The sequence below is a fragment of the Kibdelosporangium phytohabitans genome, from assembly GCF_001302585.1.
Taxonomy (GTDB): domain Bacteria; phylum Actinomycetota; class Actinomycetes; order Mycobacteriales; family Pseudonocardiaceae; genus Kibdelosporangium; species Kibdelosporangium phytohabitans.
In genome coordinates this window covers 10,833,674-10,851,707 of the sequence record NZ_CP012752.1, presented here as the reverse complement: position 1 = coordinate 10,851,707, position 18,034 = coordinate 10,833,674, and the positions used below count along the sequence as shown (strand labels likewise).

Below are 18,034 nucleotides of genomic sequence, written 5' to 3'. Positions count from 1 at the left end.
ACCCTTGAGAAGGCGACGCTGCCAGACCCTCGGTGAGCAGGGACGTTAGTGTGCGCTGACAACGATGTCCATGATCCGATTGACGCAATCCTTCTCACTTCGCCGCGCGGCGCGAGTGTCGGCGGTTGGCGGTAGCGTGAGGGACGAACAGGGCAATCGAGTCGGGCAGGAGGCACTTCGTGGCCAGCCGCAAGCCGGGGCAACCGGTCCGCACCGCCGACCCCGCGACCGTCGCCGGTCGCCTCGGGCCGTCCGAACGCGAGGACACCTGGCGCAGACTCGGCGAGGAGACGTTCGACCTGGTCGTGATCGGTGGCGGGGTGGTCGGCGCGGGCACCGCGCTGGACGCCGCGACCCGTGGCCTGCGAGTGGCCCTTGTGGAGGCTCGTGACCTGGCGTCCGGCACGTCGAGCCGGTCGTCCAAGTTGTTCCACGGCGGACTGCGCTACCTCGAGCAACTCGAGTTCGGGCTGGTGCGCGAGGCGCTGCGGGAACGTGAGCTGATGCTCACCAGGATCGCGCCGCACCTGGTGAAACCGGTGCCCTTCCTCTACCCGCTGACCCACCGGGTCTGGGAGCGGCCGTACACCGCGGCCGGTCTGTTCCTGTACGACACGATGGGCGGCGCGCGGTCCGTGCCCGGCCAGAAACACCTGACCAGGGCCGGTGCGCTGCGGATGGTGCCCGCCTTGAAGCGGGACGCGCTCATCGGCGGCATCCGCTACTTCGACGCCCACTCGGACGACGCGCGGCACACGATGACGGTGGCGCGGACGGCGGCGCACTACGGCGCGGTGGTCCGGACGTCCACGCAGGTCGTCGGCATGGTCAGGGAGGCCGACCGGGTCTCGGGTGTGCGCGTGCGCGACGTCGAGGACGGCCGCGAGATCGAGGTCCAGGCCAACGCCGTGATCAACGCGACCGGCGTGTGGACCGACGAGTTGCAGCGGCTGTCCGGCAGCCGCGGCCGGTTCCGGGTGCGCGCCAGCAAAGGCGTGCACATCGTGGTCCCGCGTGACCGGATCGTGTCGGAATCCGGGCTGATCCTGCGCACAGAGAAATCAGTTCTGTTCGTGATCCCCTGGGGCAGTCACTGGATCGTGGGAACGACCGACACGGACTGGAATCTCGACCTGGCGCACCCGGCCGCGACCAAAGCGGACATCGACTACATCCTCGACCACGTCAACACGGTCCTCGCGACCCCGTTGACGCACGACGACATCGAAGGCGTCTACGCCGGGCTGCGGCCGCTGCTGGCCGGGGAGAGCGAGGAAACCTCGAAGCTGTCCCGCGAGCACGCCGTCGCCCGTGTTGCCCCGGGTTTCGTGGCCATCGCCGGTGGCAAGTACACGACGTACCGCGTGATGGCGGCGGATGCCGTGGACGCCGCCGCGGTGGACCTGCCCGGCCGGATCCAACCGTCCATCACGGACAAGGTGCCGCTGCTCGGCGCCGACGGCTACCACGCGCTGGTCAACCAGGCGGATCAGCTCGCCGCGAAGGCGGGCGTGCACCCGTACCGCGTGCGGCACCTGCTCAACCGGTACGGCTCGATGGTCCACCAGGTGCTCGCGCTGGCCGAGAACCGCCCCGAGCTGCTCAAACCGGTCGCCGCGGCGCCCGACTACCTCCAGGTCGAGGTCGTGTACGCGACCAGCCACGAGGGTGCGCTGCACCTGGAGGACGTGCTGGCCCGGCGGACCAGGATCTCGATCGAGTACGCGCACCGCGGTGTCGACGCGGCCGAGCAGGTGGCGTCGCTGATGGCCGAGGTCCTCGGCTGGGACGACGCGACCCGAAAGCGTGAAGTCGAGGTGTACGCCGCACGCGTGCAGGCCGAACGCGACTCGCAGATGCAGCCGAGCGACGAGGCGGCGGACGCGTTGCGGTCCAAGGCGCCCGAGGCTCGGGCGGAGATCGTCGAACCGGTCAGCTGACGTCTTCGGCGTGCAGTTCGGTCAGGTGTTGCAGCAGTCGCTTGTGGTCGGCGGGTGAGATCGTGGTCCAGGCCTCCCCGCCGCCGCCGGACTCCTTGCGGATCTGCAGGTAACGGCCCGCCGGGGTGTCGAAGAAGCTGATCACGCGGGCGGTGCGGACCCGGCGGCCCCACTTGTCCCGCGCGGCACCGCCGAACTGACCTTGGCGCACCACGTCGCCGATCATCTCGCGCAACGTCCGCGCGTCGTGATCGCGCAGGCCCCTGCGGCGCAGCGCGGCCTCGAACTCCTTGGGCGCGGACGCTTCTCGCGCCGCGGTTTCGAAGTCCTTGCTCGGCAACGTGACCGAATGCCCCGGCCCGGCTTTCTCCTGCGGCAGCACGGACAACGCGTGCCTGGGCAGGCCGGGGCCGTCCGCGCCGCGGAAGGTCAGCCGGTCGTTCTCCTGGACCGCGAGCACGCCCGCGTCCCCGTCCGCCGCAGCGAACACCCGGACGGCGCGGCCCAGCCACAGCCTGCCGTCCAGCTCGCGGTTCGGCCGTGCCGCCAGGCGCAGCAGCCCGGCCAGCCGGGGGTCGGGACTGACCTGCCTGCCGAAGCCCTTCGCTTCCAGCGACTGCCACGCCCGCGTCACCAGTTCGGCCCGTTCGGCGTTGGTCCGGCCCGGTGAGGGGACTTTCAGGATGAGGGGCATATCGCCGAGGTCGAGGTGCTCCCACAGCACGTCGAACTCCAGCGGCGTCAGGCTGAACGGTGCGCCCAAGCCGCCCGCGTCAAGTCCGGTGTCGAACATCGTCATGGACGATACGGCCCGCCGCCGATGACGGGAGGAGGTACCTCTGCGTCGACTCCTTCGACACGCTCCGTTATCTTGTCCAGTTCGTTCCTGTCGCGCCTGCGCTTCCGTGGTTCCGCGCCGTCCTGCGCGATGACCAGCGGTTCACCGATCCGCCTGGACGTCACCCGATCGGACGTAGTGCCGGGCGTTCCGGTTGACGGGGCGACCGGCGCGAGCGGATGCACGTCCAGCGGAACGGGTTTGCGGCTCGCAGCCCGCCGAACGGTCGAAGTCCGTTGCGCCGGAAGGGCCGCCGCGCCGCTACCGGGGCCGAGGGGCTCGGCGGCGACCGGCCGGGCACGCACCTCCGGCTCGTCGGCGGGCAGGGCGAAGAAATCCGCCGAGGCAGCCGAAACCAGCTGTTCGCCGCGGGGAACCGTGCTCTGCGAGGGAATCGGCGTTACGGAGACCGGCGACGCTGCGGCACCGCCGCGTCGGCCGGCGTCGTAGCCAGGCAGAACCGCCGACGTGTCAACGGTTTCGTCGAATCGGGTCAGGCCTTCGGTCGTTGCTGTCGTGTCGTTCTGGTACGTCTGCATGTCTTCGTACGCCCGCCGGGCGGCTTCCGACGTGGCGCGCTCGACCGGCTCGTGATCCGACTGCAACGCCAGCACCTGCGCGGCCGGGTCCACCGCGGGATCGAGCCGCGGCGACGGGTCGCCGCCGGGTGCGGGCATGTTCGCGCGGGCCTGGCCGATGTGGTCGGCCTGCTGTTCGACGCTCAGCCGCATGCTCGACGCGCTCTCGCTCACCCGGTCCGCCCACGCGGCGACCTCGCCGATCTGCGTGAACGCCGACGTCGCCGACTCGCCCTGCCACCCGGTTCGCGCCTCGGTGACCGCTTTGGCCAGGTCACGGGTGATCGCGGCGAAGTCCGACGCGATGTCCGCCCACCGCTGCGCGGGCACCGCCGACGCCGCCGCGCCGGGCCCGGTGTGCAGCTGCGCGTACAACTCGGCGTGGCTGAATCCGCGCCAGCGCGTGATTTCCTGCGTCACTGTGCACCCCGCATCGTCGCGTCCTTGTCCTGCTCGGTGCGGCGGTACTGCGTTTCCGACGAGATCAGCTTGGCCACCAGGGTGTCCAGCGCCGACCGGTAGGCCTGGAGCGCTTGCAGCGCACTGGGTTCCTCCTCCAGTGCGCGTGCGTTGAACCGTTCGGCCGCGTACGCGCTCACCGGATCGCCCGCCCACGCCGTCGTGCGCAGGTCGGCCTTCGCCAGCTCGATCTGCCGGTCCACCTTGGCCAACGCGTCCGTGCACGCCGCGTGTGATCGCGGCAGGACCTGAGGGTCGAACTGGAATCCGTTCTCGGTCACGCCGTCACCCTCCCTGTCGAGTCCCGAAGACCAACGTGCCGAAACACAGGCGGGTTCACGCGTCAGGCAACAGCGACCCAATGCAGTAGCCGGGCGCCGAGGTGCGTGCTCTCGCCGGTGAGTTCGAAGCCGCACTTCTCGGCCACGCGCCTGGACGCGGTGTTGCCCGCGTCGTGCTGGTAACCGATCCGGTCGAGTTCCAGCGCACCGAATCCGAACCGCACAGCCGCGCCGAGCGCCGTGCTGGCCACGCCCCGGCCGCGGTGGCCGGGATGCGTCCAGCACGCTGCCTGCGGATCGCCTTCGTCGAGCCCGCGCAGATCCACCTCGCCGAGTAACTCGCCCGTGGTCGGCTCGGCCACAGCCCACGAGCACCGCGTGCCCGTGTCCCACTCCCGCGCGCGCCGCCGCACGTAGTCACCCGCGTCAGCCAGGTCGGCGATCCGGTAGTCCGCGACCCAGCGCCGCATCTCGGCGTCCGAGAAGGCGCAGAGGATGGCAGGCCGGTCGTCGAGCAGGTCGTCCGCCCGCAACGCACGCAGGTAGAACCCGCCTGCGTTGATCTCGATGGGCTCCATGACAAGAACGTTAGCGTGCCTCACCGACAGTCAAGGTCGGCAGAACTCCCCACGGCGTGGCAGGGCGGAAAGGGCCGTACCGGCGTAGCGATTGGGCAACGAAAGGCCGGATCGTCGGTTGTTGTGGATAGGTTCCCCTGGTGAGGCTGCCCTGGAGGAGTGCCCCGCGCGCGGCACTGAGTAGCCCTGTGACCGTTGTGGTGGGGGTCGTGACAGGGCTTGTCCTCGCGTTCGTGGCGGCGGCGACCGTCTTCTACGCCTCCGCCTCGGGGTCCGCCGCGACGCAGTACGCGACCGACCACCGGTGCGAGGCGCAGAACGGGCTGCAGCTGACCATGTCGAAGCAGGACATGCCCGCCGACGACGCCACGAACGCCGCCGTACGGGAGATCGCGCGAAGCCACGGCGGCGATGCCCTGCGGTCGAGGGTGTATCTGGCGCGCGGCCCGGTCGACGACGTGACCCTGATCGCGAAGGACGGCGCCTTCGACAACGTCCAGGTGCTCAAGGGCGGTGACCGTGACGGCGTCTGGTTGCCCGACAACATCGCCAGCCAGTTCAACCTGAATCCAGGTGATGCCTTCACGCTCGCGGGCAAGCCGGTACCGGTCGGCGCGGTGTACCGGAAGCTCAACGACCCGGCGCCGGAGTACTGGTGCACTGACCGTGGCGTGATGATCCCGCCGCTGCACGGCGGCAGCAACGATCCGCCGTGGCCGGTCGTCGTGTCACAACCGCTGCTCGACCGGTTGGTCGAGGGAGGCGGGCTGCGGGCAGTCGGCACACACGTCGACGTGTTCACCAGGAACCTGCCCACGACCAGGACCGAGATGGACGCCTGGGCAGCTGCCACGGCGGCGATGGGGCCGCGGTTGGTCGACGCGCTCAAAGCGAAACCGGCGGTCGACGACTACGCGGCGTTGAGCGCGCGTGTGGCTGCCCGTACCCAGGAGACGGTCAGTACAGCGGTGTTGCCGTTGACGTTGATCAGTGTCGTGGCCGGACTGCTCGGTGTCGTGGGACTCGCGGCGCAGTGGGTGCAACGGCGTGGCGCCGAGGTGCGTCTGCTGTGGACACGCGGGGTCAGCCCACGGGCCATCGGCGGCAAGGCCGTGCTGGAGATGGGTGGGCCGCTGCTCGCCGGTGCCGTGCTCGGGTGGGCAGCGGCGTGGGCGACGAGCCCGGTCCTGGCGCCTGCCGCGCAACTCGATCCGTGGGCCCCGTGGCGCGCAGCGCTGCTGGCGGCGGCGACCTGGCTGATCGCCCTCGCCGTGCTCGGCGCCGTGACGTCGTTGCGGGTCCGGCGGGAATTCACGGCGATCGAGCGAAAACCGCGTTTCCAGTGGGCCAGGAAGGTCCCGTGGGAGGTGCTCGCCGGGCTGGGCGCGGTGGTGATCTGGGTGACCGGCGCCGACCACGCGGTACGGGTGGACACCAGCGACCTGGTTCCCGAAGTCGGCCTGCCCGCGTTGGCGTTCCCCGTGCTGGTCATGGTGTTCTTCGTCGGGATCGTGGCGAGGCTGGCCGGATCCCTGTCCAGGGCGAGCCATCGGCTGCGCGGCTGGCGCAACCCGACCGTCCTCTGGGCCCTGCGGCGCACGGCGGCGCAACGGAAGGTCGCCGTGGCTCTGCTGGCCGTGGCGGGGCTCGCGATCGGCGTGATCGCCGCCGGTGCCGGAGTGTCGAGCACAGCGCGGGAATCGCTGGAGGACAAGAGCTGGACGCGGGTCGGCAGCGACCACGCGATCCCGTTGGTCAGCAGCGCGGCCGAAACCGAGGCGTTGCCCGAACAGCTGCGTGGCCAGGCGACGAAGATCGCTTTCACCCAGCTGTACATCGAAGGCAACATCGGCGCGCGGATCATGCTGATCGACCCGCGGACCTTCACGGACGGCGCGAGATGGCGTGACCGCTGGGCGGACGCGGACATCGCGGACATGATGGCCGCGCTGCGCACGCCGCAGGCCGACGGCACCATCCCCGTGATTGTCGTCGGCAGTCACCCGCTGAACGAGTTCATCAGCCAGGGCGACTACCTCAAGAAGATGAAGACGGTCGCCACCGTGCCGAGCTTCCCCGCGATGGGCCAGTACGAGGGAATGCTGGTCACCTCGTGGCAGTCGCTGAACCCGGGCCAGCGCCGCGGCTTCGTCCAGCAGGTGCTCACCACGCAGGACCCCCGGCACAGCGTGGACGTGCTGACCGCCGCGGGGCAGCGCCTCGGGCCGATCGTCGACGCCGAAGGCGCGACCGAGGAGCTGCCGTTCCTCGTGGTGGCGTGGATCTTCGCGTTCTTCGTCGTACTGGGTTTCGCGCTCGCGGCCGTCGCGGTGGTCACGTTGCTGGTGTCCGTCGAGACGAGACGGCGGTCGACGGCGGTCGCCCACGCGCTGCTGGCGCGGATGGGCTTGCGCGCCAGGGCTTTGCTGGCCACGCACCTGGTCGAACTGGCGATGCTGGCCGGGACGGCGACAGCGGTCGGGGTCGGCGGGGGCTGGTTCGTGCTCGAGCTGATCACCCAGCGGCTCGACCCGTTCCCCGCGCTCGCGCCCGTTCCGCAACCGGCCAGCCTGCAGGGCGTGGGCCTGCTGACGTTGACCGTGGCGGTCGCCGGTGTGGTGCTGGTCGCGGGATACGCCGTACGAGCGGCGAGGCGTGCCGAAGTGAGGGAGCTGCTCCGTGCCTGACGTGGTGTACTCCGTGCGCGATGTCGTGCACCGCTACCGCACGCCGTCCGGCGACGTCACCGCCGTGCAGGAGGCGACGTTCGACATCCCGGCTGACGGGCTGACCGTCCTGGCTGGGCCGTCCGGCTCGGGAAAGTCCACTTTGCTCAGACTGCTCGGCGTCATCGAACGCCCGACCAGCGGCGAGTTGACGTTGCACGGCAACGACACCGTGCGGCTGACCGAGCGGGCGCGCCGGGCGCTCAGGCGCGAGGTGCACCTCGTGTTCCAGAGCCCTGTCGACAACCTGTTCGGGTACCTGAACGTCCGTGACAACCTGCGGGCCGCGGCTCAGCTGTCCGGTGCGGGCGAACCGGACATCGGGATGCTCGACCGCCTCGGCCTGCCCGGCACGGCGGACTGGGCGATCAGCGCGTTGTCGGGCGGGCAGCAGCAACGCCTGGCGTTCCTGACGGCGTTGGCGGCGAAGGCTTCCGTCGTCCTCGCCGACGAGCCGACGTCCCAATTGGACAGCACATCGGCCCGGCTGGTCATCGACACGATGCTGGACCTGGTGAAACTCGGAGTCACGGTGGTGGCCGCGTCACACGACGACGCCGTGCTGGAAGTGGCCGCGAGGGTGTACGGGCTTGGCCGCGTGGGACGTGGTGGGCATGACCGGCTTTGAGCGACCAAGCCCGCCCGTTGGGGGACAGATGACCGCGCTGCTGAGCGTTTCGGGGCTGTCCCGCCGGTTCTTGGGCACCGACGTGCTCAAGGACGTCGGACTCGAACTCGCCGAGGGCGAACTGGTCACGCTCGTCGGCCGTTCGGGTTCGGGCAAGAGCGCGTTGCTGGCTCTGCTGGCCGGGTTCGACCAGCCCGACCGGGGTTCGGTGCGGATCGCGGACCTGCCCGCGGGCATGCCGCCGCCGTGGTCGACGATGGCCGTGCTGCCGCAGAGCTTCGGCCTGCTCGACGAGCTGACGCTGGAGGAGAACGTGGCCTCGCCGATGCTGTTCGGCGGCGGCCGGGTGACCGAGGCGATGGCCAGGGCCGGTGACCTGCTCGGCAGGTTGGGGATCGGCGACCTCACACGCCGTTACCCCGGGGAGATCTCGATCGGCCAGCGCCAGCGCGTGGCCTTGGCCCGTGCGGTGGCCGGGCGGCCGAAGGTGCTGCTGGCCGACGAACCGACCGCGCATCTCGACCACGCCACGATCGACCTGGCGGTCCGGTTGCTGCTGGATTTCGTCGACGAAGGCAGCGCATGCCTTGTCGCCACGCACGATCCGACGCTCACCGCGCGGGCGCACCGCCGGTTGCAGCTGATCGACGGGCGGATCTCGGAAGTTCAGTAACGGCCGCGGTGACGCCGCTGGTTGTGCCGCCACTGCTCACGGTGGCGGCGCTGGTTGCGTCGCTCCTCGTGCCAGTCCGCGCCCCACATCCGGGCGCCCGCGATCATCACGAAGACCGGCAGCAGGAAGACGAACGGCACCTTGACGACGAAGAACGCCATCACGGCGAGCACCCACACGACGGGGATCAGCGCGGCGTAGGTCTTGAGCGCGGTCCGCGACCCCGACCAGCGCTGCGGCGGCGCGGGGCCGGGCATCGCCGGGACGGGCTGCGCCTGCGGCTGCACCACCGGCTGGGCGATGAAGGTCGGTTTCGGCGCGGGCAGGTCCTTGAACAGCTCGAGGAGATCCCCGCGGGTCTTGGAAGCCGCGACACGGGCGGTGCGCTCGCCGTACTCGTCGATGTCGAGCCGCCCGGCACTCATGTGGTCACCCAACGCCCGCAGGGCTTCCTCCCGCTCGGCGTCTCCCACGCGAATCTCCGGATCGTTCACAGCTCAATCGTACGGCCGCCAAGCTGAGAGAACCCCTGACATCAGTCCTGTATCTTGCGCTGATTCACCCCGAACTCCAGGTGAACGACCCGGGTGCGGGGGCTGCGGGGTCACGAGGCGATGGCGAGCACGACGACGATCAGGAACGCCGGGATGAGCGCCCACCACTCGCCGAGGATCGCGGTGACGGTGACGATGGCGACGACCGAGAACACCACGAACCCGATGATGATCGCCTTGGCGTTGCTGCCGCTCTTCTCCACGAGCGGACCGTCCTGGACGGGCACAGGGGGCCCGGCTGGCTGAGGGGCCTGTCCCCGCATGGGATTGGGGTCGGGCAGGTCCTCGAAGAGGGCCGCCAGTTCGCCACGGGTCTTCGCGGCCGCGGCGAGGGCACAGCGCTGGTCGTACTCCTGGACGTCCAGGCGGCCTTCCGTCATGTGGTCGGCCAACGCCCGGACGGCTTCCTCTCGTTCCGAGGTGCCGATCCGGACGTTGCCGTCACTCTGTGCCATACGACAAGTGTAGGAAGGTCAGTCCTTGATTTCACACAGGACGCTACCTTGTGTGACCGTTTCGCCACTGCTGACCGCGAGCCCGGTGACCGTTCCCGACTTGTGCGCGTTGACCGGGTTCTCCATCTTCATCGCCTCGAGGACGACGATCAGCTCACCGGCTTCGACCTGCTGGCCGTCCTCGACCGCGATCTTGACGATGGTGCCCTGCATGGGGGCGGCCACCGCGTCTCCGGAGACGGCCGCGCCGCCCTTCGTGCCGCCGCGTTTGCGGGGCTTGGCCTTGGCCGCGCCGCCCGCGCCCCCGCCGCCGGCCGTGGCCAGCGCCAGGTCACCGGGCAGGGACACTTCCAGCCTGCGGCCACCGACCTCCACGACCACCGTCTGCCGGGGTTCCTCGTCGGCGATTTCACCCGGTGCGGTGAACGGTTCGATCTTGTTGTCGAACTCGGTCTCGATCCACCGCGTGTGCACCGTGAAGTCCTCGGTGAACGCCGGGTCGCGCACGATCGCGCGGTGGAACGGCAGCACGGTGGCCATTCCCTCGACCACGAGCTCGTCGAGTGCGCGGCGGGCACGGCGCAGTGCTTCCTCGCGGTTCTCGCCGGTCACGATCACCTTCGCCAGCAGCGAGTCGAACTGGCCGCCGATCACCGTGCCGGACTCGACACCGGCGTCGACGCGGACACCGGGACCGTCCGGGGCGACCCACCTGGTGACGGTGCCGGGCGCGGGCAGGAAGTTGCGGCCCGCGTCCTCGCCGTTGATCCGGAACTCGAAGGAGTGCGCGCGCGGCTCGGGGTCCTCGGTGAAGCGCAGTTCCTCGCCGTCGGCGATCCGGAACTGCTCACGGACCAGGTCGATGCCCGTGGTCTCCTCGCTGACCGGGTGCTCGACCTGCAGCCGGGTGTTGACCTCGAGGAACGAGATGGTGCCGTCCTGGCCGACGAGGAACTCGACCGTACCGGCGCCGGAGTACCCGGCTTCCTTGCAGATGTCACGGGCCGCGGTGTGGATGGTCTTGCGCTGCTCGTCGTTGAGGAACGGCGCGGGCGCCTCCTCCACCAGCTTCTGGTGGCGGCGCTGCAGCGAGCAGTCGCGGGTGCCGACCACGACCACGTTGCCGTGCTGGTCGGCGAGCACCTGGGCTTCGACGTGCCGCGGCTTGTCCAGGTAGCGCTCGACGAAGCACTCGCCGCGGCCGAACGCGGTGACCGCCTCGCGGACCGCCGAGTCGAACAGCTCGGGGATCTCCTCCAGCGTGCGGGCCACTTTCAGGCCGCGCCCGCCGCCGCCGAACGCGGCTTTGATGGCGACCGGCAGTCCGTTCTCCTCGGCGAACGCCACGACCTCGGCCGGCCCGGCGACCGGGTCCTTGGTCCCCGGTACGAGCGGGGCGCCTGCTCGCGTGGCGATGTGCCGTGCGGTGACCTTGTCCCCGAGGTCCCTGATGGCCTGCGGCGACGGGCCGATCCAGACCAGGCCCGCGTCCAGCACGGCCTGCGCGAAGTCGGCGTTCTCCGACAGGAAGCCGTAGCCGGGGTGGACGGAGTCGGCGCCGGAGCGCTTGGCCACGTCGAGGACCTTCTCGAAGGAGAGGTACGACTCGCCCGGGGTGGAGCCGCCGAGCGCGAAAGCCTCGTCGGCCAGCCGGACGAAAGGTGCGTCCCGGTCGGGATCCGCGTACACGGCCACACTCGCCAGACCGGCGTCCTTGCACGCCCGGATCACCCGGACGGCGATCTCGCCGCGGTTGGCGATGAGTACCTTGTGCAGCACGCCTCTCCTCCTTGTCCGAGAAACCCTGGAGCTCCGTGGCAGTTTACGGCGCGATCTCGTCGCTGAACTGCGAGCAAGGCCACGCTCCGACCCCTACTCTTGTGCCGTGGGGCATGGTCGGTCAGTACTGCCAACGGTACTGCTTTCGTTACTCGTCGCAGCCGGTGCCGTGGGCACTTCTGCTTATTTGCGCACGCGCGCGGAACAGCCGACACCGCTGCAGACGCCGTCGTCGGCGGGTCCGGCCGGTCCGGTGGCGTGCAAGACCGAGTGCAAGGTGGTCGCGGCGACCACGCTGGCCGATTCGAGGATCGAGCTGGTGGTGGACGCCAACGGGCAGGGCGCGCGGCTGAGGATCGGCGACGACCGGGTGGTGGAGTCCCGGCTGCCCGGCCGCGGCGCGGTGCTCGGTGAGAAATCGCTGGTCTGCGTGGCGTCGACGTTGTCGGCGTGCCTGATCAAGGGCAGCCTCGCCAACAACCTGGACAGCGGCACGGTCGGCGAGGTGGTCGTCAGCCGGTCCGGCAAGTGGAACACGACCTCACCGATCTACTACACGACGACCGAGCACCAGTCGCTGGTGAACGTCAACGGCGACGCCGCGCCGGAACTGGTCGCGGTCCAGCGCGGCGGCTCCGGCTTCTTCGTCCAGGTCTTCTCGCTCGAAGGCGGTGACCTCGGCTGCACGCCGACGGTGGCGAAGCTGGACCGGTTGCCGGGCTGGCCGGACGTGAAGCCCGACCAGCACCAGCTGAAACCCTGCTCGTGAGGCGTGCCTCAGACGCGCGCGGGTGTGGCGTCGTCGGCGGGGGCCTCTTCCTCCGCCAGCAGGCCTTCCTGCCTGGCGACCAGCACGGGCACGGTGATCTGACCGGCGACGTTGGTCGCGGTCCGCGCCATGTCGAGGATCGGGTCGATGGCGATCACGATCGCCAGACCGGTCGCGGTGACCTCGGGCGGCAGGTTGATCGCGCTCAGCGTGAGCGTGAGCATCGTGAACCACCCGGTGGTCCCCGCGGTCGCCAGTGAGCCGAACACGGCGACCAGCACGATGCCGACGTACTGCAGCACGCTCAGCTGGATCCCGGCCAGGTTGGCGATGAAGACCGACGCGAGCGCCGGGTAGAGCGCGGCGCAGCCGTCCATCTTGGTCGTGGTGCCCAGCGGCACCGCGAATCCGGCGTACCCGGGCGGGACGCCGAGGTCGACCGCGCTCTGCCGGCTCAGCGGCAGCGTGGCGCCCGACGAGCGGGACACGAACGCGAACTGCAGCGCGTTCCACGACTTGGCGAAGAACTGCCGGGGGTCGATCTTGCCGACGAACCGCAGCAGCAGCGGGTAGACCGCGAACGTGATCAGGATCGCGCCGAGGTAGACCGTCCAGATCAGCGAGAACAGCGGCTGGAAGAACTGGTTGCCGTACGTGGCGAACGCGCGGCCGATCAGGCCGAGCACGCCGATCGGCGCGAGCAGGATGATCCAGCCGAGGACCTTCTGGATCACGTCGAACACGGCCTGGTTGACCGTGACGAACGGCTGGGCCCGCTCACCGAGCGCGTACGTGGCCGCGGCGACGATCAGCGCGAGGAAGACGACCTGGAGGATCTTGCCGTCGGCGAAGGCCTGCACGAAGTTGCCGGGGACCAGGTCCTGCAGGAACGTCCACCAGTTGCCGACCGGGCGGTCCTCGATCCTGGCGATGTTGGCCTTGGACGGCGTGACCTGGACGCCTGAGCCGGGCTGGACGATCAGCCCGATGACGATGCCGATCAGCACGGCGATGAGTGACGTGATGGCGAACCACAGGAGGGTCCGGCCGCCGAGCCGGGAGGCGGTGCGCGGCCCGCCGAGGCCGCGCAGGCTGTTCACGCCGACGACGATCGCGGTGAACACCAGGGGGATGACGGTGAACTGCAACAGGTTCGTGAAGATGGTCGCGATGGTCGCGAGTGCCTCGGACAGCCACTTGATGCCCGAGTTCTTGGCCAAGAAACCGAGTAAGGCGCCGGCGACGAGGGCACCGAGCGTGACGAGACCGAAGATCTTGGGCTTGGTGTAGGTGCGGACAAACGACATGGGTCGCTCCAGCTGACGTGTGCGGACGGGACGCTCAGAGCTGTCCGCGCCGACACATCGAGCTGGCGAGCCGCCCCTGGTCGAGATAACGACGCTGCGTCAGGAGCAGGGCACAACGCACGGTGACGCCCCTTCCGATGTAGACACCAGTGGTCCAGAACAATCCGGCTGCTGTCACATCTTCCAGAACGTCCCACGCTGTGACCAGGCTTACCAGAGTGTGGTCACGCTGACGCCTGTCTCCGCCATCAGCCTGCGGGTCAGCGGCAGGCTGATGCCGATCACGCTGGAGTGGTTGCCGTCGATCCCGTCGATGAACCAGCCGCCCTTGCCGTCGATGGTGAACCCGCCCGCGACGCTCAACGGCTCCCCGCTGGCGATGTAGGCGTCCAGCTCGGCCTCGGTGGGTTTGCCGAACCGGACGACCGTGCTCTCCCAGTCACTGGCCTGCCTGGCCGGCCTGCCGTTCTCGAGCACGATCACCGCGTGCCCGGTGAGCAGTTCGCCGCTGTTGCCCGCCATCACCGCCCACCGCTGCTTCGCGCGTTCCGGCGTGCCCGGTTTGCCGAGGATCTCGCCGTTGATCGACAGCATCGAGTCGCACGCCACGATCACCGCGTCGGGTTCGTCCGTTTGCTCGGCCACGGCTTGTGCTTTGGCACGGGCGAGCGCGGTGACGAGCTCGTGGTGGCTCGCGTCCGGCAGGCCGGCGGTGACGGCGTCCTCGTCCACACCGGACACGTGCACGAGCGGATCGATCCCGGCCTGGCGGAGGACGCCGAGGCGGGCGGGCGACTGCGAGGCGAGAATGAAGCGCACGCCCCCAGGCTAGTGTGCGGGCACTCGCTCCCCGCGCATCCGTGCCGCGGTGAACGCGGCGCCGAGCAGGACGAGCGCGGGCAGCAGCATGGTGATCCGCGCGGCTTCGACGAGGTCGGTGGACGCGACTTGCATCAGCAGCCCGGCGGCGGCGCTGCCGAGGACGTTGCCGACCTGGCGGGCCATGTTGTAGATGCCCGCGCCCGCGCCGATCAGCCGCGGTTCGAGGCCGGCGATGGTGGTGCTGCTGAGCGGGCTGAAGATCGTGCCGATTCCCACGCCGCACAGCAGCAGGCCGGGCACCAGCGCCCACGCGTTGAGGCCGGGCTGGGCGATCAACGCGACGCTGCCGATGCCGGCGGCGTACGCGATGAGGCCGCTGATGATGATGTACTTGCCGTCGACGCGGTCGGAAAGCCGTCCGGCGAACGGCGCGAGAACCGCGGAGACCACGGACATGGGTCCCATGAAAAGCCCGGCCTGCAACGGAGTCATGCCGAGCGTGGTCTGCAGGTAGAGGATCAGCGGGATGAACATCGCGGCCATCGCGAAGCCGATGAGCACCCCGGTGAGGCTGCCGAACGAGAAAGCCCGGCTGGTGAACAGCCGCAGCGGGAGCAGTGGTTCGTGCGGGTTCCTGTGCTGCCACCACAGGAAAGCGACGACGAGGACGACGCCGGTCGCCAGGATCGCGGCGACGGTGGTGTGGTCGAACAGTCCGCCGTTCTGGATCCCGAACACCAGCGCGAACAACCCGAGTGAGCTCAGCACGATCCCGGGGATGTCGAAGCGGTGGCTGTGCCTGGGCTGCCAGTCGGGTACGAGCATGAGGACGAGAGTGATCGCCACGATCCCGACGGGCACGTTGACGAAGAAGATCCATTCCCACCCGAAGCTCTGGGTCAGCAACCCGCCGAGCGCCGGTCCCGTGACCGTGGCCAGGCCGGCGACCGAGCCCCACACGCCCATCGCGGCACCGCGGTTGGCGGGGAAGAGGTAGCTGATGAACGCCATGGACTGCGGCGTCATCGCGGCCGCGCCCAGTCCCTGCACAGCGCGGGCGGCGATCAACCCGTCGGCGCCGTCAGCCAGGCCGCACCACAGCGAAGCGGCGGTGAAGACCACCAGCCCGGCCAGGTAAAGCCTGCGCGGGCCGAACCGGTCGCCCAGCCGCCCGGCGAGCAGCAGGGGAACCGCGAACGTCAGCAGGTACACGCTGTTGACCCAGAACACCTCGTTCAAGGTGGCGGGCAAGCCGGTCATCAGGCTCGGCACGGCCACCTGGACGATCGTCGAGTCCACCAGGATCATGAAGAACCCGAAGCACAACGCGAACAACGCCGCCCAGCTCTTCTCCATCGCCCGAAGCTAGCCCCGGCGCCGCAACAGCTCCGCAAGCCCACAGAACCTCGTGAGTGGTTAGGCCGGTTAGAACCGGCTCAACCACTCACGAGGTTGAGCTGTAGTTGTTTTGTCCACCAACGCACCTGGGCGGCCGGATCGCCGGCCGCCGTGCCGGTGAGACCGGCGCTGCGGCGGAAGGCGGAGCCGTACAACGGTTCTGTCACCATCGCTTGGTGCAGGGCGGCGACCGTGAGGCGGGTGTCTTCGATCGATGCTGTCGGTGGTCTGAGCTTGTGGAGCGCGTCGACGACCGGGTTCAGCATCCCGCTTCCGTGGTCCCGCCAGCCTGCGGCGTGCAACGCGACCGCCAGTTCGCCGTAGCCCCGCCGGTACAGGCTTGCGAGCGATTCGACGAGCTCGAGTAGCTCGGCGTCCCGTTCCAGCCACGACGAGAGAACGTCCCGCACGGCGGCTCTGAGCTGGCGGCCGCCGTGCCGGAGCAGTTCACGCAGCAGGTTGTCGCGACTCCGGAAGTGGTGCGTCACGCCGGCGTCGGTCATCCCGACCCGGGCGGCGACGGCGCGGACCTGGACCGCCGCGACGCCGCCTTCGGCGAGCAGCGCCGCCGCGGCGTCGAGGATCAGGCGCCGGGCTTCATCGGGCGTTCGCCGTGTTCGACTCACGACCGTGATCGTACCTTGACTGGCCAAGGTACGAGGTCTTACCTTGGCCACTCAAGGTACGGAGGTGCGCATGGAACTGACGTTGCGACGGAAAGACACGACACTGCGGGGTACGGCCACCGGCACCGGCCCGACCGTTCTCCTGCTCCACGCCGGCGGTGAACGCCGTGAGGTCTGGACACCCGTCGCGGCCCGGCTCGCCCGGCGCGGACTGCGGACCGTGGCCTACGACCTGCGCGGCCACGGCGAGAGCACAGGACGAGCGACAAGCCTGCCGCTCGTCTCGGACGACGTCGTCGCGATGATCCACGAAGAACGAGCCCCGGTCGTGGTGGTCGGCGCGTCCCTCGGCGGGCTGGCGGCCATCACGCCCCTCGCCGACCCCGAGATCGCGCAGGCCGTCGCCGGGCTGGTGCTCGTCGACGTAGTGCCAGACCCCGATCCGCTGAAGGCGCGCGCCTGGCTCGACGAACGCGGCCTCCGCGACGCCCACGACGAACTCGTCGAGGACATCCTCGGCCGCGGTCCCGCCCTCCGGTCGGCAGTCGCGAAGATCGAGCTGCCGATCCTGCTCGTCCGGGGAGGGCCAGGCTCACCGTTCACCGACGCCGAAGCGGAACGCCTACGCACCGCCAACCCGTGGGTCAAGGTCACGCGGGTGACATCCGGAGGCCATCTCGTCGCGCGTGACGCGCCCGATGAGCTCGCCGACCTCGTCGCCGACCACGCGACGGAGTGGCTGCGTTAGCGCCACGCGGCCACGGTCGCGGCGACGTAGGTGTCGAAGTCGATCGGGTCACGGCCGAGCACGCGCTGCACGCCGTCGCGCGGTTCGGCGTACAGGCCCGAGCGCATCTCGGTGAACATCGCGTTGATCTCGGCGGCGGCCCCCTCCGGAGCGCCTTGGGCCATGACCTCCTCGCGGTACTGCTCCGGCGTGAGCTGCTCGTAGCGGATGGACCGCCCGGCAGCCTCGGCGATGGTCGCCACCACGTCGCCGAACGTGATCGCCCGAGGCCCGGACAACGTGTACACCTGCTCGTGGTGGCCGTCCTCGGTCAACGCCACGGCTGCGACGTCCGCGATGTCCTGCGTGTCGACGAACGGTTCGGGCGTGTCCCCGATCGGCAGGGCCAGCCGTCCGTCGCGCAGCGGCGCCAGCCAGATCTCCGGGTCGTCGAAGTTCTGGTTGAAGTTGTTCGGGCGCACGATCGTCCACTCCGCACCGGAACCGCGGACTGCTTGTTCCGCCGCGGCCATGCCCTGGAAGTACTCGCGGGGGAACCGGTCGACGTCACGGGCGGACAGTGCGACGAACCGGCGCACGCCTGCCTCGGTCGCCTGCTTGACGAAGACCTCGGCGAGGTCCGGCTCGTGCGGCGCGAGGAGGTACACCGCTGACGCCCCCGCGACGGCACCCGCCCACGTGTCCTGATCGGCCCAGTCGAACCGTGTCCCGCTCCTGCGGGTCGCGACCCGCACGTCCTCGCCGCGCCCGCGCAACGTCTCCACCAGGCGGCGGCCGGTCTTGCCCGTGCCACCCAACACCAGAATCGTCATACCGCTGAGTCAACTGGTCGCCGTGAGCCGCGACCATGGTTCGCCGTCCGGGCGACATGTCCG

At 69.9% G+C, this 18,034-nt stretch carries 18 protein-coding genes; 6 read left to right on the top strand and 12 right to left on the bottom strand.

Going from position 1 to position 18,034, the window contains the following annotated elements; genetic code table 11:
* Positions 1–179 precede the first annotated feature (179 nt).
* Positions 180–1,940: a glycerol-3-phosphate dehydrogenase gene (gene glpD / locus AOZ06_RS48470; protein WP_054295548.1), complete on the top strand. Its 1,761-nt coding sequence runs from the start codon at positions 180–182 to the stop codon at positions 1,938–1,940.
* On the opposite strand, the gene AOZ06_RS48465 is transcribed toward glpD, so the two are convergent.
* From AOZ06_RS48465 to AOZ06_RS48450, 4 genes are all read right to left on the bottom strand, one after another.
* Complete coding sequence (locus AOZ06_RS48465; protein WP_054295547.1) at positions 1,933–2,739, bottom strand: ESX secretion-associated protein EspG; 807 nt, start codon at positions 2,737–2,739, stop codon at positions 1,933–1,935. The two genes, glpD and AOZ06_RS48465, sit on opposite strands and share 8 nt — an antisense overlap.
* Positions 2,736–3,776 carry a WXG100 family type VII secretion target gene (locus AOZ06_RS48460; protein WP_054295546.1) on the bottom strand — a complete coding sequence of 347 codons (1,041 nt, stop codon included), beginning with the start codon at positions 3,774–3,776 and terminating at the stop codon, positions 2,736–2,738. The genes AOZ06_RS48465 and AOZ06_RS48460 overlap by 4 nt, the downstream gene beginning before the upstream one ends.
* Positions 3,773–4,096, bottom strand: coding sequence for a hypothetical protein (locus tag AOZ06_RS58245; protein WP_054295545.1), 324 nt, complete (start codon positions 4,094–4,096; stop codon positions 3,773–3,775). Before AOZ06_RS58245 ends, AOZ06_RS48460 begins: the two co-directional genes overlap by 4 nt.
* Before the next feature lie 62 nt (positions 4,097–4,158).
* Positions 4,159–4,674 (bottom strand): GNAT family N-acetyltransferase, encoded by a 516-nt coding sequence (locus AOZ06_RS48450; RefSeq protein WP_054295544.1) that lies wholly within the window; start codon positions 4,672–4,674, stop codon positions 4,159–4,161.
* A gap of 209 nt (positions 4,675–4,883) precedes the next feature.
* On the opposite strand from AOZ06_RS48450, the gene AOZ06_RS48445 reads away from it, so the two are divergent.
* The 3 genes from AOZ06_RS48445 to AOZ06_RS48435 are packed head-to-tail and all read left to right on the top strand — an operon-like array spanning position 4,884 to position 8,701.
* The gene (locus AOZ06_RS48445) at positions 4,884–7,361 is read left to right on the top strand and encodes an ABC transporter permease family protein (RefSeq protein ID WP_157233654.1); all 2,478 of its coding nucleotides are present in this window, start codon (positions 4,884–4,886) and stop codon (positions 7,359–7,361) included.
* Positions 7,354–8,028 (top strand): ABC transporter ATP-binding protein, encoded by a 675-nt coding sequence (locus AOZ06_RS48440; RefSeq protein ID WP_054295542.1) that lies wholly within the window; start codon positions 7,354–7,356, stop codon positions 8,026–8,028. Before AOZ06_RS48445 ends, AOZ06_RS48440 begins: the two co-directional genes overlap by 8 nt.
* 28 nt (positions 8,029–8,056) lie before the next feature.
* Positions 8,057–8,701, top strand: a complete 645-nt coding sequence (locus AOZ06_RS48435; protein ID WP_054295541.1) for an ABC transporter ATP-binding protein — start codon at positions 8,057–8,059, stop codon at positions 8,699–8,701.
* On the opposite strand, the gene AOZ06_RS48430 is transcribed toward AOZ06_RS48435, so the two are convergent.
* The 3 genes from AOZ06_RS48430 to AOZ06_RS48420 form a co-directional block, all read right to left on the bottom strand.
* A complete protein-coding gene (locus tag AOZ06_RS48430) occupies positions 8,695–9,195 on the bottom strand; it encodes a DUF1707 SHOCT-like domain-containing protein (protein WP_054295540.1) in 501 nt (166 codons plus the stop codon). The genes AOZ06_RS48435 and AOZ06_RS48430 overlap by 7 nt on opposite strands.
* Before the next feature lie 110 nt (positions 9,196–9,305).
* The gene (locus AOZ06_RS48425) at positions 9,306–9,710 is read right to left on the bottom strand and encodes a DUF1707 SHOCT-like domain-containing protein (RefSeq protein ID WP_054295539.1); all 405 of its coding nucleotides are present in this window, start codon (positions 9,708–9,710) and stop codon (positions 9,306–9,308) included.
* An 18-nt stretch (positions 9,711–9,728) separates the two neighbouring features.
* The gene (locus AOZ06_RS48420; protein ID WP_157233653.1) at positions 9,729–11,489 is read right to left on the bottom strand and encodes an acetyl/propionyl/methylcrotonyl-CoA carboxylase subunit alpha; all 1,761 of its coding nucleotides are present in this window, start codon (positions 11,487–11,489) and stop codon (positions 9,729–9,731) included.
* Between the two features lie 187 nt (positions 11,490–11,676).
* Between AOZ06_RS48420 and AOZ06_RS48415 the strand changes: the two genes are divergently transcribed.
* Complete coding sequence (locus AOZ06_RS48415; RefSeq protein WP_054295537.1) at positions 11,677–12,258, top strand: hypothetical protein; 582 nt, start codon at positions 11,677–11,679, stop codon at positions 12,256–12,258.
* Positions 12,259–12,266: 8 nt separating this feature from the next.
* Here AOZ06_RS48415 and AOZ06_RS48410 read toward each other — a convergent pair whose 3' ends face one another.
* From AOZ06_RS48410 to AOZ06_RS48395, 4 genes are all read right to left on the bottom strand, one after another.
* Positions 12,267–13,565, bottom strand: a complete 1,299-nt coding sequence (locus tag AOZ06_RS48410; RefSeq protein ID WP_054295536.1) for a dicarboxylate/amino acid:cation symporter — start codon at positions 13,563–13,565, stop codon at positions 12,267–12,269.
* 210 nt (positions 13,566–13,775) lie between these two features.
* The gene (locus AOZ06_RS48405) at positions 13,776–14,384 is read right to left on the bottom strand and encodes a Maf family protein (RefSeq protein ID WP_054295535.1); all 609 of its coding nucleotides are present in this window, start codon (positions 14,382–14,384) and stop codon (positions 13,776–13,778) included.
* A gap of 9 nt (positions 14,385–14,393) precedes the next feature.
* On the bottom strand, positions 14,394–15,743 hold the full coding sequence (locus AOZ06_RS48400) for a DHA2 family efflux MFS transporter permease subunit (RefSeq protein WP_054295534.1): 1,350 nt from the start codon (positions 15,741–15,743) through the stop codon (positions 14,394–14,396).
* Positions 15,744–15,823: 80 nt separating this feature from the next.
* Positions 15,824–16,411, bottom strand: coding sequence for a TetR family transcriptional regulator (locus AOZ06_RS48395; RefSeq protein ID WP_054295533.1), 588 nt, complete (start codon positions 16,409–16,411; stop codon positions 15,824–15,826).
* A 70-nt stretch (positions 16,412–16,481) separates the two neighbouring features.
* On the opposite strand from AOZ06_RS48395, the gene AOZ06_RS48390 reads away from it, so the two are divergent.
* Positions 16,482–17,159 (top strand): alpha/beta fold hydrolase, encoded by a 678-nt coding sequence (locus tag AOZ06_RS48390; protein ID WP_054295532.1) that lies wholly within the window; start codon positions 16,482–16,484, stop codon positions 17,157–17,159.
* Here AOZ06_RS48390 and AOZ06_RS48385 read toward each other — a convergent pair.
* The gene (locus AOZ06_RS48385; protein WP_054295531.1) at positions 17,156–17,971 is read right to left on the bottom strand and encodes an NmrA family NAD(P)-binding protein; all 816 of its coding nucleotides are present in this window, start codon (positions 17,969–17,971) and stop codon (positions 17,156–17,158) included. The two genes, AOZ06_RS48390 and AOZ06_RS48385, sit on opposite strands and share 4 nt — an antisense overlap.
* Between the last annotated feature and the right edge of the window lie 63 nt (positions 17,972–18,034).

Bases quoted from the DNA above. Each gene is read 5' to 3' on its own strand.
- AOZ06_RS48465 (WP_054295547.1), bottom strand. From the start codon at position 2,739: ATGACGATGTTCGACACCGGACTTGACGCGGGCGGCTTGGGCGCACCG.
- AOZ06_RS48450 (WP_054295544.1), bottom strand. From the start codon at position 4,674: ATGGAGCCCATCGAGATCAACGCAGGCGGGTTCTACCTGCGTGCGTTG.
- AOZ06_RS48435 (WP_054295541.1), top strand. From the start codon at position 8,057: ATGACCGCGCTGCTGAGCGTTTCGGGGCTGTCCCGCCGGTTCTTGGGC.
- AOZ06_RS48425 (WP_054295539.1), bottom strand. From the start codon at position 9,710: ATGGCACAGAGTGACGGCAACGTCCGGATCGGCACCTCGGAACGAGAG.
- AOZ06_RS48410 (WP_054295536.1), bottom strand. From the start codon at position 13,565: ATGTCGTTTGTCCGCACCTACACCAAGCCCAAGATCTTCGGTCTCGTC.
- AOZ06_RS48400 (WP_054295534.1), bottom strand. From the start codon at position 15,743: ATGGAGAAGAGCTGGGCGGCGTTGTTCGCGTTGTGCTTCGGGTTCTTC.
- AOZ06_RS48390 (WP_054295532.1), top strand. From the start codon at position 16,482: ATGGAACTGACGTTGCGACGGAAAGACACGACACTGCGGGGTACGGCC.
- AOZ06_RS48385 (WP_054295531.1), bottom strand. From the start codon at position 17,971: ATGACGATTCTGGTGTTGGGTGGCACGGGCAAGACCGGCCGCCGCCTG.